Below are 16,012 nucleotides of genomic sequence, written 5' to 3' on the forward strand. Positions count from 1 at the left end.
GCGTTAGGGATAGTGACCCCTTGGGGACAAGACCCGCGCAGCGGGGCTTGGTTCTGGGAGGTGAGCGGTGAACATCCGCGTGTTTGATGACACTACCAAGAAAAGCGTCTATGCGACGCAAACAGCCAGGCTCAAACGACAGGAAAATCCAACTGCCCCTACTGCGCCATGTCAGAAGTCGCCAAGCACTACAACTTCGTGAAGAGCGTGGATGTGGAAGCGATGGAGAGCTACCGCAAGTAGGAAGTAAGCGGTAGACAGTGATGAATGCCGTCTGCGAGAAAACTTAAAGACCTCGGCAATCCTATGCCGGGGTCTTTGCTTAATCAAGAAATTAATAGAACTTTGTTTTTATGTCAAGAGAATCGCTTCTTCCATACTGATCCGTATAAATCAGGGTCCATTTAATTATGGTATCTCTCGGCAAAACTTTTTTTTCATCACGAAATAACTGATATCGGAATCTTTTTACAGGCTGTGGATATTCAGCCACAGCAGCACATGAATTTACCGTTTGGTTCGTCTCAGCTTTCTCAAGCGGAATTCTATAAACAAAATCAACACCTTGCACAATATTTTTGGCTTTTAATTTATATGCAGAAACAATAGTATCCGTCAGTGCACCAATGTTATCAGTTGATATTTTTTCTAAGACTCGTCGTAAAATACTAAAATTTATTTGTGGAATTTTCTGATATGGCAAATAATCCATTTTTTTTCGTTCTCTGTAATTTAAAAACAAGGTGTCATAATCTAAAGCAAAGTCCGTCACGAGTGGATTATACTCATCATCACCAATTTTAGCACAATAGAAAGAATCGTCTCCTAAGAAACACGATGCAGAATAACATGAATTTTCTCCCAGAGGAAAAGTTATGGTGTCAATCGTATTTTTTGAATTAGGACTTAAAAAACTTACATAAGTATTCGCATCAATTCGTCTTGCATTTTTCCACTTGATTAACAAATCGTTAGAACTTTCTTCGTTGTATTCATCAACGACTACACTTTCAAAAGACGACTCATTATAAGAATCATCAAAAGAGCATGAATAAAGAAAAAAAAGAGAAAAAAGAATACAACTTAAAAAGAAACTATTCATTTTAATTTCCTCACAAGACGAACCCCCCCTATTGAACTCCCATAGTTTATTTTTGAATAACCATAATTGACCCATTTCCAATAAGGTTCAATATAAATTTCATTATATGAATGATGCAGACGTGTCCTAAAATCACCGCCTTTTAAACAAGATGGCGTGTTATGAAGGCTCTCAAACGGATTTTTCCCAGGGAAAAGAACAAATTCATTCACCAAACCAAAAACATCATATAGTTCGTAACCATTTGGATTAAGCAATCCCACTGGTTTTGAACGATGCATTTTGTACGATGTCGAGTCCCCAAACCACGCATACGCTAAAGCGTCACTCAAATTTTTACTTGAATCACCCCAAACAGCTTGCCCATCAGTAAGTCCACCACGAGCCAAGAACATCCATTCATCATAATAGGGCAAACGATAACCATTTGACTTTGGATTCACCGACACTTTAATCCAATGGTCTCCTAATTCTTTTTTTTCTGAGTTAACCACAGTAAACGAGGAGTCCGGATATAGTAAAGATTGTTTCGCATCAGTTTTTTCAAAAATATAATACGGTTCAAGATCCTCAGCAAGACTGCGTTGATTTGCATAAACCAACGCTTGGTATAAATAAACAACATTGGCGGCCGAATCATTAGTTTCGCATTTAGTTTCATTCAATCGATTGATTCGACTATTCCACATTTTTACAATATTATTTTTTTGTTCATTTTCAAAAGAATCTTTCAAATTCATTTCATTTCCCATATATTGTAAAAATTCACAATTAGTAATAGAATATTTATCAACTAAATATTCCGCATTAAGCTTCACTAACTTTTCAGGATCTGGATAAACTCTATTATTTTCGGAATCATCAAAACTTTTATTTTTCAATGAATACCCCCCCCCATTAAAGCCAAGCTTCACATTCTCATTTTGAAAAACAAAATGTTTCATTCCAACTGCAATATTAACATATTTCGTATTATTTAAGTGGTCATTGATTATTAATTTTGCAACAGTATTATTTGAAGGAGAACGAAGTGAGACGCAGGAATTATTTAAGATTTCACTCGGCAACGCCGTCTCAATACTTATTATTCTGCTATTTTCAAAGCATAATTTTAAAACTTCATTTTTTTCAGATTCAATCCACACAGAATCCCGATTCATATTGAACATAATCGAATATTCTGAAAAAGAACCAACTTTTTGCTTATTTGATTTTTTTTGTATTAAAATCGGAGTTTTCGTTTTCAAAAAAGATAAATCATTTTTTAGATCATTAGACTCAATCTTTTTCAGCAACACCCCCCTTGCATCATACATAAAGTATTCGGAAGCCCCGCAGAAAGTGAATCCGGCAAGAAATAAAATAATTTTATTAATTTTCATGGTTTTTCCCCGCATTTTTCAACGCCAATATTATCCCAATATTTTCTTATCAAGTTTTCGCTCTGCCAATGTTCATAAGAATCGCATTCATCACGCAAACACGACCATTGGTTTTCAAACACATCATCAATAATGCATTCCTTCACATCGGGCGTTCCTCCTGTATAAACAACTTGTTGTGGCCTATAGCGAAGTTTTTTCCCTGATGGAGCCTGCCATGTCATAACGTTCTTTTCCTTAGTCACATAATTTTTCTCATCACCATGAGAGACATCCGTCAATCCAAAAGAATGTCCCAACTCATGCATCATTGTATACATACTAGATTCACTCGTTCCTCGAGGAACCCAAACAATGGAACCAAGTACAAACCCATCCTTTTGGAAGCGGCTACTTACTGCCAAAGTAGTCGGATCTTCATATGGAATAACGGGAATACCATTGGTTGTATAGAGATAATCACATGGGCCAAAAGAAACTTTTTTTCCGTTATGATATGCATAATACTGAACAGTATGATCATCAGAAACAATTCTTCGTATTGTCACCCCAATTCCTTTTTCGCCTACGCCATCTTCGCATTCGCCAATGGACTGAATCGCATAAGTTGTTCCCGCAGGCTCTTCTTCAGGTTTAAAACGATGTTTTTTCAAATTTGCCAAGTCACCCGAAGAGCCATATATTGATTCAAGTGGCCAATATTTCATCGCCTTGTTCACTGCAATGACAACATGCCTTTCCGTCAACACATCAACATCTATTTTTTTGACATCCTTTCCAGACACTTGCGACAACAAATTTGATCTTGCTATATTATTAACATAACTCAGAATTAATTGATTTGGACTAATCATATTAATTTGTAAAATTTTCGACAAATCCAAACCAACATCAGGCTTATTATAGAATGTTGGATCCCTTTGTATTATGTCTGGTTCCATAATAACTTGACCATACACATCACGAAAAGCCTTTTCAACCCGACCTTTGGTAAAGCTAAATTCGTCATCAGCAGTGTTCCAGCCGTCTCCATCAAGTTGAACATAATAGATTTGCTTGGTTTTGGGAGCGTACGACAAAACTTTAATATGCTTATCCAAATCAACCCATTCTATACCATTAAAACCAAGCAAAGAATAATCCCCTTTTGGAATATACACATAGTGACCATATTCAACAGGATATTCAACTCCGTCCAAATCATTTACTAGTTTATACGAATCAAAAGCAGTTTCGGAGGATGAACTTGAATATAATACAGGTTCAAAAAAAGCACTTTCTCCGTTTTTTGTTGATATATAGACAAATCGGTCCTGTTCAGGAGAAACATCCGCTTTTGTAGAGCGATCAAATCCATATGGATAATCATCAGGTTCCCTAAAAGCTATTCCTAATTTCGGATCGTCCCACCTGTATCCCTTAATCGAACCAGAATAGGGGTTATGTGGAATATCAAAAGAGCCATCGGAATAACCTCCTGCATAGTCATCATCAGGCACTCCGCCTAAAGGCAAAACATCTATTACCTGTTGTTTATCAGACTCGCTACATCCAAAAACAAAAAACACAACCAAACATAAATAAAAATATTTCATATCCGACCTCAATATTTTACAATTTTTAAGCGAAATTTATCAGAAGCATCTTTAATACAAAGAATTATTGCATCATCATACGCTTTAACATCAGATTCATTATACGAGAATATAATAGGCTTTCCTTTGTCTAACGTCATAGATTGGAACACATACTTTCCGTTTTCTTCTCCATTTCGATAGAATTCGACATTCACTGCAGGAACTTTATCATACCTTTTCCCATTTTTATCCAACAACGTAATTTCAACTGTTGCCGAACTAACTTTAGTTTTGTCATGTTTTTTTATTCGAGTTTTTATAGTTCGAGCTAGTTTACTTTTTGCTATATACTGACGATACCAAGCATCAGGAATTTTGTCTATAACCGGAATGGCAGGGACGACAACCTTTACAGTCTCATCTAACTGCAATCTTCCAAAAACATATTCCCCCGCCATTAAAACATACGAGTAGGCACCAAGCTGAATATCATTTCCATTGCGATCTCCGCCAAGAAGGTCTTCTTCTGGGACATTATCATTTTTTACGCCAAACTTTAACAAAGGCGACTCTTCAGAAAGGTTGACTCCCGCTGCATAGCTCATATACATATTATCGCCAGCAGGATTACTTTCATCAATGAATTTCGGGTCACCAACATAAATATTCGTTCCGACATAACCATTTGTAAACGAAGAATTCATCGCTGTATAGCCCGCAACAACTTCCGAAGAACAATCTCCCGAATTACATCCCAAAACAGTATTCTTCCAGAAAATGCTATTTCCAATAGTTCCATTCGCAATGCCACCCACAGCACCATTTGCCGTCGTAGCATCATTCGCAAAGAAAGTAGCGTTCCACATGTTAAGGACGGAGCTTTCATTGAATAACGCGCCTCCCGCAAGCCCGGCATGGTTTCCATAGAAGATTGCATTGCCAATATAGGTGTCGGCATTTGACAAATCAACCGCACCACCGTTCATGGCAGAATTGTTGCTCAGGAACAGAACATTGAGCATATTCGTTTTTCCGTTTGCAACAACCGCACCACCGTTACCGTTTGCCATGTTATTCGACAGACGAACGTTTTCAAAATTCAGCGTATCTGTTGCGAACAAGGCTCCGCCGTTACCATTCGATTTCGAAGAAGATATAATGATATTTTTCAAACCGATTCTTTGGCTAGAAGAACCTATCGCTCCGCCATTTTCTGCGTTAAAACCGTTTGCGATACGCAATCCCGTAAACGAACGAGGCGAGCGGCCTTCAATCTCTATGTGTGCTACATTACCAAGATTGATTAGCGGAAGATCGTTTTCGGAAGTCAGGTCCCAAAGATTTTCCGTATTGCCTTTCAGTTCAAAACCGACTTTCCAGGGAACTACTCCGTCAGTAAAGTTGTCGGTCACATTCCAAACGCCACCCGCCATGTTGATTTCGCGGCCTGTTGCCTTGGCTGTTTCGAGAACGGTCGCAAAATCTCCCACAGCAGTCGCTGCGGTTGTGCCGTCACAGCCCTGCTTGCACTGGGTTTGCGGATTCCAATAGATGCGGTAGTTTGCACTCTTGGTAAAGTTGAATACATAACTGCTACTGAACGCTTCGGCGGGGAAGCCCGAAATCATGTTCCTGGTCAGCGATATGTTTGCGGTTACATTAGAAGACGGAAGTTCGACTGTTGTCGATGTTTCGCCGTTCACCTTGAATTGGGCGTTATCCACATAGACAAACATTTCGATAGCAGACGCGGAAAGCGGCAACTGTGAAACATAGCGGAACACTCCAGGCTCAAAGAACGGTCCGAAATGTTCCTCACTGTGGGAGATTTCGGACGCTCGGGGTTCCTGAGAAACCGTAGATTGCGGTTCTATCTGGAATTTGTTGGCATACACGGCACCGACAAGGTGCGAACGCGACGGAATACGAACGAATGCGGACGGAGCGACAACCTTTCCAAAATACAGGCCGTCCGTTCCCATATCGACATTTTCACCGGCGACATTCCACAAGATTTCGCTGGGGTTTCCGCCCGTAATGGAGAACGTGTTTCGGTCGCCAAAGCGGACATTTCCCAAGACATTTATTGTAATCGGGCCGGAAGTCAAGTCAAATGTAAACTCGGCATCAGGTTCCGTAAAGATATTTTGAAATGTATAAGAACCCGATGACAAATGGACCTTGGATCTTGCATTGGCGTAGAACGCTCCGTAATTACTCGGCGATACCGTAACATTCTGGTCAAGTCCAACAGAAATTGGAGTTATCCCTGCAACGATGTTCGGAATGCCGACAACAGGTTTTGAAAGCGTCGCTTCGCTCTTTGTTTTGGCGACAACTCCGTTCTGTTCCTCGCATTGGCTAGTATAACGCAAATCACCGCTGATATTCGCCCGTTCACGCAAGAAACAATGGTTCGAAGCATCAACATTACCGTAAATCTTGGAATCCACCCCCAGTTCAAGATTTTGACCGAATACATCGCCCAAGGACATGGAATTGTCACGGAAATCGACCATATCGGCAACAACCACATAACCCCAATCGCCTGCCGATGTTGCATAAGAATTATTTCCGCCTATATTTTGGCTTGAGCCGCAGTCAAGGCAATTCAGGCTGACATCGGAAAGATAAACCGTCCCGGAATTTTTACCAAGATTGAATTCAAATCGGGAGTTGCTTACATTGCCCGACTGCATCGTAAAAGTCCTTGTTACAGTTCGTCCGTTTACGGTCGCCGCAACTTCACCAAATTCGGCAAAGGCATCGTAAGGGAAACCATCGCGCCCGATTCGGACTTCTACATAGCGACGAGCACTAACACCCTGTAGGTAAAATTTGACTTCGTATGTCTTACCAGCCTGTAATTCAATATTGCTGCGGGTCAGTTGAACATGCCAGTAATCAGAGCCACCATTGGCTACAGAGACAAATCCGTTATTGAAAGTTGCGTAGGCTCCATTATAATTTGCAAGATTCCACTCGGAATACGGGAAATCGAGGGCGAAAGCGCTATCTAGCCCTAATAGACAAAGAATGGCAAAAATATAAGAATGTAACTGTTTCAAGTTTTCCTCTTGTTGTTTTCAAGGAAACAACAACGTAGCAATATTTTAACATGTTGTCAATGTATTTGGTAATTTTTTCGTATCAATTCTTTAAATATGTTGTTAACTGTTGCAATCGCGTTAGGGATAGTGACCCCTTGGGGACAAGACCCGCGCAGCGGGGCTTGGTTCTGGGAGGTGAGCGGCAAGCGTAAGCGAAGCCGATTGCCCCCAGAATATAGCCCGACCCACACGACAGTGTGGGGAACGCCCAAATAAAGAAGACGTATTACCTGGACATCACCAACTACGGCTGGTTGCCTGAACCGCTGAAGAACGCGATGCTCTGGATCCGCACCAGCGCCCCGACTGACCCGGCGAAGTTCGAAGCCTACAAGGCCTTCGCCCAGTCGATCACTATCTTGCCCGAAAGCTTCGTGCCGAAGGCAGCAGGTGCCTCCCAGATGCAGCATATCCAGCTGTTCTGCTTCTGCATCGCCGTGGTCCACCTGAGTATCGCTCACGTGTGGAACGTCTGCGTGCGCATCAAGCGCAAGGACTCCACGTTCATGGCGCAGGTGGGCTGGCTTATCGGCTGCTGGGTGATGTTCTTCCTTGCGTGCCAGATGGTGCTCGGTATCGATATGCCGAAGTTCGTCATCCCGATGTTTATCGTGGAAGCCGTTCTTCTGGTGCTCTTTACCGTTCCGCCCAAGAGGCTCAAGCAGGACTTCATCAGCATCCCGATGCTCGTGCTCGACGTGGTGAACAGCTTTACCGACGTGATCAGTTACATCCGTCTGTTCGCTGTGGGCATGTCCGGTGCGGCCATCGCCGAGGCGTTCAACGACATGCTCTCGCCGCTGTTCGGCTCCGCTGTCGGTATCGCCGGTGCTGCCTTCCTGCTGCTCTTTGTGCACGGTCTGAACATCGCGCTTGCGGTCATGGGCGTCGCGGTCCACGCGGTACGTCTGAATACACTCGAATTTTCAAATGGACTTGGCCAGGAATGGAGCGGATTCGCCTTCGCCCCCTTCGCCAAGCAAAAAAATTAAACCAAGGGATAATTCCCGCTACTTAATGAGGAAAAAACAATGGAACCGAATACAATGGTTACTCTCGCTACCGTGAGCCAGAAAGCGACTCAGCGTAAGCGAGTCGTGCTGGCGAGAGAACAACCAAAGGTTGTTCGGTCATTAAAGGGGTGCTGCAGCCGCTCTCGGCATTGCGGCAATGGGCTCCGCCCTTGGTTGCGGAACGGCTGGTATGTCCGCCATCACCATGTGGAAGAAGGCTTATGCCCAGGGCAAGTCGGCCCTCTTCACCTTGCTGGTGTTCGTGGGTGCCCCGATTTCCCAGACGATTTATGGCATGTTGCTCATGAACTTCATCTTGAGCAAGGCTGCTGAAAGCGGCTTTACCAACTGGGGCGGCTGCCTCGGCGCCGGTATCTTCGGCGGGCTTGGCATGATGGCTTCTGCCTGGTACCAGGGCAAGTCCGCGGCCGTGGCTTGCGACGCCCTCGGTGAAACCGGCAAGGGCATGGTGAACTACCTGATGGTGCTCGGTATCGTGGAAACCGTGGCCCTGTTCGTTCTCGTGTTCTCCATGATGGTGCTTTAATCCAGCGAGGTAACACGTATGGATCAAGCTCAACTTTTAACGCTCGCGAAACTCGGCGCGGTGGCGGCCCTGGGCCTTGCCGCGGTGGGTTCTGCGCTGGGCTGCGGGACTGCCGGCATGGCGGCCATCGGGGCCTGGAAGAAGGCGTATCTCAAGGGTAAGAACGCGCTGTTTACGCTGCTCATCTTCGTGGGCGCGCCGATTGCGCAGACAATCTACGGCATGTTGCTGATGATGTACATCCTGAACAAGTCCCAGGCGGCTCCGGCCAACTGGGCTGCATACCTGGGTGTCGGCATCTTCGGTGGCATCGGCATGATGGCCTCTGCCTGGTATGTGGGCAAGTCCGCTGCGGACGCCTGCAACGCCCTCGGCGAAACCGGCAAGGGCCTGGTGAACTACCTGATGGTCTTGGGCGTCGGCGAAACCGTCGCGCTGTTCGTCATGGTGTTCTCCATGATGCTCGTGTCGTAGGACAAAGTGTCATCCTGAGCCCCGGAATAAGTCCGGGGTAAACTCAGTCGAAGGATCTCCTATTACAAAAAGACGAGTGATATTCAATCACCCGTCTTTTTGTTTACTATGACTTGACTATCCGAAAATTTGGGTAGTTTAAATTATTTAGCAATACAAGAATGCCTCAATAATTACATTATGAGGTAATAAGGCTTACTTGAGCGTCACGCTACGGCTTATTCCATTCATTCGGACGATGTAGTTGCCCGGAATTTGCAGGGTGATACTCATCGTTGCACTGGCAATTGGCTTGGCAGCAACCATATGACCGAGAGCATCAAAGATGCGGACAACGCCACCCTGCGTGTTAGAAAGCGTGAGCGTCATGCCGTTTACTGAGAGGTTGAACATAGGCTGAACAGTATTCCAAACAATATCCGTCCCCTTTGAGGAACTGCTATTTGCCTTCGACGAAGATGACGATTTCGCAGAGGAAGAAGACTTCGCGGAAGAACTGCTTTCCGCCTCCGATGACGAAGACGCGATCATGCTTGAAGAACTTACCTCGTCACCCAGAGAACTCGAAGAGTTCGAAGCAATCTCGGAACTGCTACTGGATTCAATTTCCGACGAACTGGATTCGACATAGGAACTACAAGATTCAACAGTAGCTGAACTAGAAGATTCAGCACTAGAACTACTTAACAATCCATATTTTGAGTAGAACTCTTCGCAGGTGCCTTCGCTTACAAGAATGGGATAATTCCCTTCGCAATATTGCCAGACGCCACTGTCATCGTCAAGACCGGCATTTGTGTTAAGCGTTTCAACGAAGGCGGGCGACTGCATGACCGCGGTCGTTTTGCCAAGGACATTTGTCTGTGTTGAATTTCCATCAAGTTTTCCAACAGCGTGCATTGTGTCAGGGGTAGAAATGGCTTTGTCATAGTAAACATTGCTTAAACGGCTATATGACGCTTCAAAAGTAACACCACCATACCTGTGATTTTTTGCAATTTTTTTAGTTTTTAGAACTCCATACGAAGCACTTATTTGAGAATTGTTATAAGACGCGCCCTGTATACTAGCCACAAGAGATGATGCGTAGAAGAAATTTTTACTTCCAATATTTACTCCTTCTCCTATGATTAGGTTCGATCGAGAATTATTCAAATCACATAGATTTGCTTCACCAGCAATTCCACCAACATAAACATTATAATAGGTTCCGCTATTACTATTATTGGGTGAAACGAGCGAATCTATTTGTATGTTTGCATACGAACCAGAAACAATTCCACCTAGATCTGCAGAACCAGAAGTATAACCATCCATATCCCCTACGATCCCTCCTATACTCCCATCGCCAACACCATTTACAATTAGCGATTCAACAAAAGCGATACTATTGAGAATTTGGGTATTTTCACTAGTACTTGCGACAATTCCACCAAAAACCATATGAATGGGACTTGATTCTTTGTTCTGTAATTTTATTTTCCCATTAAACAGACAGTTTTCTACAATACCATTTTTTCCTGAATATACGGAAATTCCACCAAAATACCCATTAGTTACAACCACCTTATTTATTGGTTCAAAAGTGCAATTTTTTACTTTCCCATAATTATTTATAACAATGCCTGCCCTATTAGCGGCTTGTTTTATTTCATTAAACGCACCACCTGAATAGCCACTAGAATAATAGGCTCCAATTGTTCCCGTACTATTACATTTTTCTATCAAGCCTCTATTTATAAATGCTATGCCAAAATTTTTTGCAAAACAATTTTTTATGGAACCATAATTTGTATATGCAAAACCAGCAATTTGTTTCGCACCATCATTCTCTTCAATAGAATTTTCAATCACTCCATAGTTTAATGCAACCCATGTAACAACATTACTTTTCTTTACAGAAAAATTCCTGAGGATAAAATTTTCACCTGTATAACCAAATATTGCGCCATTGGAGAACAACCCAAAGATTGTAAAACCTGCTCCATCAAAAATGCCGTCGTATACACTTGAATTAGAAGCTCCAATGGTTGATGATGAAATTTGGCTAGTTAGAGAATCATTGTCCATAAAATGGATGTCATTCCCAAGAATCGCATTTATCTTACTTTCACCTTTTTCATTCACCTGATACGCAAACCAAGCAAGTTCACTCGGACTTGTGATAACGTAATATTCAACGCCATCTATTTCTTTGGAAGATGGTTTTGATGTAGAGCCATCCCAATCTTCGGCAAAAGCCGTGCTGAATAGCCCTGCCAGCAGGCAGAGAATGATTGCCTTGAAAGCCGAAAAACGGCGGAAACAGGAGGGGCGGGTCTGGGTGGTCATAGGCGGCTCCTTGGAAAGATTATTCCTAAATATATATTATCGCAGTCGGCTTTGCAAAGAAAACGATACATTTTGGGGCTTTCTGCGGTTATTTCAGGTTTAATACTCAAAAGACCATTCTAACAGCATGGTTGAAATGCTGAAATTATTTAGCAGAAATAATATTTCTTATTAAGTATTTATTCAAAATAAAACTTTTTGCAATAGCCAAGGTGCCATGAGTTAGGCTTGCCTTTCCCGTAAAAAAAATATATATTGATGGTGGAGGCCCCTATGGAAATGACAACAGTGCAGCTTAAGGTTCCCGTGGCTATGGAACCGTATATTGCTACGAAGCCAGATGGCGAACTTGTCCAGTTGGCCTTGTTGTTGCATCCGTTCGTGAAGAACGAGACCATTTCGCATGGTCGTGCCGCAGAAATCCTCGGTATCACGAAGTGGCAACTTATTGAACTTTACGCCAAAGAGGGTTTTGCCTATTTCGACATGGATTGGAGCGAGGTGGAAGAGGATGTGGCGACTTATGAACGCCTGAAAGCCAAAGAGGCCGCACAGGTATGATTGTCGTCTCCGATACCACGCCGCTAATTTCCCTCCTAAAAATTCGACGCCTTGATTTGCTGGAAAGCCTTTTTGGGGCAGTCCATATTCCGCAGGGCGTTTTCGACGAACTGACTGCCAACCCTGATTTTGCGGAAGAGGCGTCCGAAATCCAGGAATGCGAATTCATCAGGATTCAGGATGTCAACCCACAAGAAGTGTCCCTTTTTAGGAGAACAACTGGGCTTGACCTTGGCGAGAGCGAGGCGCTAGTCCTTACCGACAGGTTGAAAGCCGACCTGTTGCTCGTGGACGAGATACGCGCGAGACATGTCGCAAAGTCCATCGGTTTCAACATAATGGGAACGATTGGCATTTTTAGTGCTGCCTACAAAGAAGGGTTCCTTTCTGCCGATGAAATCCGTGAGGCAGTGGAAATCCTGCGTTCCAGCGGCCGGCATATTGGCGAGCGACTTTTCAAGAAGTTGCTCGAATCTCTATAAATATGAATGAAAGGCGGTTCCTGCCGTATTTGCGTTAGGGATAGTGACCCCTTGGGGCCGAGACTCGCGAAGAGAGGCTTGGTTCTGGGAGGTGAGCGGCAAGCGTAAGCGCAGCCGATTGCCCCCAGAATATAGCCCGACCCAGCCCACCCTTCGGCAGGTTCAGGGATCTTAGGGCTGGGGAACGCCTAAATCCAGCTACAAAAAACAATGGAACCGAATACAATGGTTACTCTCGCTACCGTGAGCCAGAAAGCGACTCAGCGTAAGCGAGTCGTGCTGGCGAGAGAACAACCAAAGGTTGTTCGGTCATTAAAGGGGTGCTGCAGCCGCTCTCGGCATTGCGGCAATGGGCTCCGCCCTTGGTTGCGGAACGGCTGGTATGTCCGCCATCACCATGTGGAAGAAGGCTTATGCCCAGGGCAAGTCGGCCCTCTTCACCTTGCTGGTGTTCGTGGGTGCCCCGATTTCCCAGACGATTTATGGCATGTTGCTCATGAACTTCATCTTGAGCAAGGCTGCTGAAAGCGGCTTTACCAACTGGGGCGGCTGCCTCGGCGCCGGTATCTTCGGCGGGCTTGGCATGATGGCTTCTGCTTGGTTCCAGGGTAAGGCTGCTGCAGTCGCTGCTGACGCCCTCGGCGAAACCGGCAAGGGCATGGTGAACTACCTGATGGTGCTCGGTATTGTGGAAACCGTGGCCCTGTTCGTTCTCGTGTTCTCCATGATGGTGCTCTAATCCAGCGAGGTAACACGTATGGATCAAGCTCAACTTTTAACGCTCGCGAAACTCGGCGCGGTGGCGGCCCTGGGCCTTGCCGCGGTGGGTTCTGCGCTGGGCTGCGGGACTGCCGGCATGGCGGCCATCGGGGCCTGGAAGAAGGCGTATCTCAAGGGTAAGAACGCGCTGTTTACGCTGCTCATCTTCGTGGGCGCGCCCATTGCGCAGACAATCTACGGCATGCTCCTGATGATGTACATCCTGAACAAGTCCCAGGCGGCCCCTGCCAACTGGGCTGCATACTTGGGTGTGGGCATCTTCGGTGGCATCGGCATGATGGCCTCTGCCTGGTACGTGGGCAAGTCCGCTGCGGACGCCTGCAACGCCCTCGGCGAAACCGGCAAGGGCCTCGTGAACTACCTGATGGTGCTCGGCGTCGGCGAAACCGTCGCACTGTTCGTCATGGTGTTCTCGATGATGCTGGTGTCGTAAGGAAGGTCCCTGAGCCTGTCGAAGGGCCGCACGATATGTCATTCCGGCCTCCGAGCCGGAATCTCCTATGTAAAAAGACGAGTGATGTTCAATCACCCGTCTTTTTTAAGTTTGCTTTAATTTTTGATTAATGCACGCCGTTGCCATCTGCCACGTCGCAGGTCACCGGCTTCCCGTTCACTTCGAGCGCGAGGGCGTCGCAGAACACCGCGCCACCCTTCACGGAGAGCGCAATTTTCTCGAAGTCCTTGACCTTCAGTTCACGCGGTTCGCTGGGAGCGACACCCTTGAACAGGGCGCGGTCACCGGGCTTTGCGTCTTCAGGCACGGAGACGAGGCGGCAAGTGTGTGCTTCGTTGTCGAGGTCGCCCGCAAAGAGCATGCCCTGGCTCATGATGCCGCGCAGGGCGCTCGGCTTCAGGTTTGCGAACAGCAAAATCTTGCGGTCCTGGAGTTCTTCGGCCTTGTAGCTGTTCTTGAGGCCGCTGCATATAGTGCGGAGTTCGCCTTCGCCGGCGTCCACCTTGAGCACGTAGAGGCTCGTGGCGTCCGGATGGTCGGCCACTTCCTTGATTTGGGCCACGCGCATGTCCATGGCGGCGGGAACGTCTGCGGCCATCAGCGGCTTGTTCTGCTTGGGCTTCGGCTGCTGTTGCGGCTGCTTGACTTCTTCTTCGATACGCGGGAAGAGCGGCTTGCCTTCGCCGAATGCTTCGCCACCCTTGAGGATACCCCAGGCAAGGTCGTCGGCGCTCTGGAACTTGCAGCCGATCATGGCGAGGCCTTCTTCTGCCTTGGCGGGAATCACCGGCCACAGCAAGCAGAGGGAAAGACGCACTGCTTCGGCGGAAACGTAGAGTACGGTCGCGAGTTCGTCCTTCTTGGTTTCGTCCTTCGCGAGCTTCCACGGGGCCTTGACTTCGAGGTAGCGGTTGATGCTACGCACGAGCTGCATGATGGTCTCGATGGACTGGGAGAGGCGGGCCTGCGGCAGGCCTTCCTTGATTTCGGCAATCACCTTGTTCGCAAGTTCGATGACTTCCTTCTCGGCGTCGCCGATGGAGGTCGCTGCGGGGAGCTTGCCTTCGAAGTTCGTGATGACCAGACGGTGCACGCGGTTCAGCACGTTACCGAGGTCGTTCGCGAGGTCGCTGTTGATGCGGCGCACGAAGGCGTCGTGGGTGAAGTTTGCGTCCTGGCCCACCACCATTTCGCGGGCGAGGAAGTAGCGGAACGCGTCGATGCCGTACTTTTCCATGTAGTCCATGGGGTTAACCACGTTGCCTGCGGACTTGCTCATCTTTTCGCCGCCGTTCACGAGCCACCAGCCGTGTGCCAAGATGTGCTGCGGGAGCGGAATGTCGAGAGCCATGAGCATCGTCGGCCAGTACACGCTGTGGGTGGTCAAGATGTCCTTACCGATGAGGTGGTAAGTGGCGGGCCAGATCGGCGTGCCGTCGGCATAAGTCTTGTGGAAGGCGGTGGAGGCGCTCACGTAGTTCAGGAGGGCGTCGAACCACACGTAGGTCACGTAGTCGGTGTCGAACGGCAGCGGAATGCCCCAGCTGAGGCGAGCCTTCGGGCGGCTGATGCAGAGGTCGTTCAGCGGCTGGCGCAGGAACCCGCGGATTTCGTTCCAGCGGTAGTCCGGCACAATCCAGTCCTTGTGGCTTTCCAGGAAGTCAATCAGCTTCTGCTGGTAAGAACCCATCTTGAAGAAGTAGTTTTTTTCCTTGAGCCATTCCACCGGGCGGTGGCTGATGGGGTCGCACTTGTTTTCGTCGAGTTCGTCTTCGCTAAAGAAGCGTTCTTCGCCGACGGAATACCAACCTTCGTATTCCTTCGAGTAGATTTCACCCTTGTCCCAGAGTTTCTGGAGGCATTCCTGCACAAAGGCCTTGTGTTCAGGCATCGTGGTGCGGATAAAGAAGTCGTTACCGATTCCCATCTTCTTCCACAGGTCTTCGAAGCGGTGGTAGTATTCGTCTACGTGTTCCTGCGGGGTCACGCCGCGCTTTTCGGCGGCGCGCTGCACCTTCTGGCCGTGTTCGTCGGTACCGGTCAAGAAGAACGTCTGGTAGCCCAGGATCTTGTGGAAACGGGTGAGAATATCGGCCAAGACCGTGGTGTAGGAATGCCCAATATGCGGGGCGTCATTCACGTAATAAATCGGGGTAGTAACGTAAAAATTTTTCATGGCTCCAAATGTAGAAATTTTTT

The 16,012-nt window shown here is 46.5% G+C and carries 11 protein-coding genes and 2 pseudogenes; 7 read left to right on the forward strand and 6 right to left on the reverse strand.

What is annotated here, in order from left to right; genetic code table 11:
- Nucleotides 1-334: 334 nt before the first annotated feature.
- The 4 genes from B7988_RS05485 to B7988_RS05500 are packed head-to-tail and all read right to left on the reverse strand — an operon-like array spanning nt 335 to nt 7,129.
- On the reverse strand, nt 335-1,102 hold the full coding sequence (locus B7988_RS05485; RefSeq protein ID WP_088657142.1) for a hypothetical protein: 768 nt from the start codon (nt 1,100-1,102) through the stop codon (nt 335-337).
- The gene (locus B7988_RS05490) at nt 1,099-2,484 is read right to left on the reverse strand and encodes an SUMF1/EgtB/PvdO family nonheme iron enzyme (protein ID WP_170930545.1); all 1,386 of its coding nucleotides are present in this window, start codon (nt 2,482-2,484) and stop codon (nt 1,099-1,101) included. The genes B7988_RS05485 and B7988_RS05490 overlap by 4 nt, the downstream gene beginning before the upstream one ends.
- Nucleotides 2,481-4,079, reverse strand: coding sequence for a hypothetical protein (locus B7988_RS05495; RefSeq protein WP_088657144.1), 1,599 nt, complete (start codon nt 4,077-4,079; stop codon nt 2,481-2,483). Before B7988_RS05495 ends, B7988_RS05490 begins: the two co-directional genes overlap by 4 nt.
- An 8-nt stretch (nt 4,080-4,087) precedes the next feature.
- Nucleotides 4,088-7,129, reverse strand: a complete 3,042-nt coding sequence (locus tag B7988_RS05500) for a carbohydrate binding domain-containing protein (RefSeq protein WP_088657145.1) — start codon at nt 7,127-7,129, stop codon at nt 4,088-4,090.
- 239 nt (nt 7,130-7,368) lie between these two features.
- Here B7988_RS05500 and B7988_RS05505 point away from each other — a divergent pair, with 239 nt between their 5' ends.
- From B7988_RS05505 to B7988_RS05515, 3 genes and pseudogenes are all read left to right on the forward strand, one after another.
- A complete protein-coding gene (locus B7988_RS05505) occupies nt 7,369-8,163 on the forward strand; it encodes a hypothetical protein (protein WP_249268861.1) in 795 nt (264 codons plus the stop codon).
- A 148-nt stretch (nt 8,164-8,311) separates the two neighbouring features.
- Nucleotides 8,312-8,731: pseudogene (locus B7988_RS05510) on the forward strand (V-type ATP synthase subunit K); the annotation flags it as partial.
- A gap of 18 nt (nt 8,732-8,749) precedes the next feature.
- A complete protein-coding gene (locus B7988_RS05515) occupies nt 8,750-9,205 on the forward strand; it encodes a V-type ATP synthase subunit K (RefSeq protein WP_072799628.1) in 456 nt (151 codons plus the stop codon).
- A 195-nt stretch (nt 9,206-9,400) separates the two neighbouring features.
- Here B7988_RS05515 and B7988_RS05520 read toward each other — a convergent pair whose 3' ends face one another.
- Complete coding sequence (locus B7988_RS05520) at nt 9,401-11,536, reverse strand: hypothetical protein (protein WP_088657147.1); 2,136 nt, start codon at nt 11,534-11,536, stop codon at nt 9,401-9,403.
- Between the two features lie 273 nt (nt 11,537-11,809).
- Here B7988_RS05520 and B7988_RS05525 point away from each other — a divergent pair, with 273 nt between their 5' ends.
- The 4 genes and pseudogenes from B7988_RS05525 to B7988_RS05540 all read left to right on the forward strand — a co-directional run bounded on the left by B7988_RS05525 (nt 11,810) and on the right by B7988_RS05540 (nt 13,792).
- Nucleotides 11,810-12,097: a UPF0175 family protein gene (locus tag B7988_RS05525; protein WP_073192209.1), complete on the forward strand. Its 288-nt coding sequence runs from the start codon at nt 11,810-11,812 to the stop codon at nt 12,095-12,097.
- Nucleotides 12,094-12,579, forward strand: a complete 486-nt coding sequence (locus tag B7988_RS05530; protein ID WP_073192207.1) for a DUF3368 domain-containing protein — start codon at nt 12,094-12,096, stop codon at nt 12,577-12,579. Before B7988_RS05525 ends, B7988_RS05530 begins: the two co-directional genes overlap by 4 nt.
- 319 nt (nt 12,580-12,898) lie before the next feature.
- Nucleotides 12,899-13,318 (forward strand): annotated as a pseudogene (locus B7988_RS05535) (V-type ATP synthase subunit K); the annotation flags it as partial.
- Nucleotides 13,319-13,336: 18 nt separating this feature from the next.
- Nucleotides 13,337-13,792, forward strand: coding sequence for a V-type ATP synthase subunit K (locus tag B7988_RS05540; protein WP_072799628.1), 456 nt, complete (start codon nt 13,337-13,339; stop codon nt 13,790-13,792).
- A gap of 127 nt (nt 13,793-13,919) precedes the next feature.
- Here B7988_RS05540 and metG read toward each other — a convergent pair whose 3' ends face one another.
- Nucleotides 13,920-15,989, reverse strand: coding sequence for a methionine--tRNA ligase (metG, locus tag B7988_RS05545; RefSeq protein ID WP_088657149.1), 2,070 nt, complete (start codon nt 15,987-15,989; stop codon nt 13,920-13,922).
- Nucleotides 15,990-16,012: the final 23 nt, after the last annotated feature.

It is taken from the genome of Fibrobacter sp. UWB1 (assembly GCF_002210325.1).
GTDB lineage: Bacteria > Fibrobacterota > Fibrobacteria > Fibrobacterales > Fibrobacteraceae > Fibrobacter.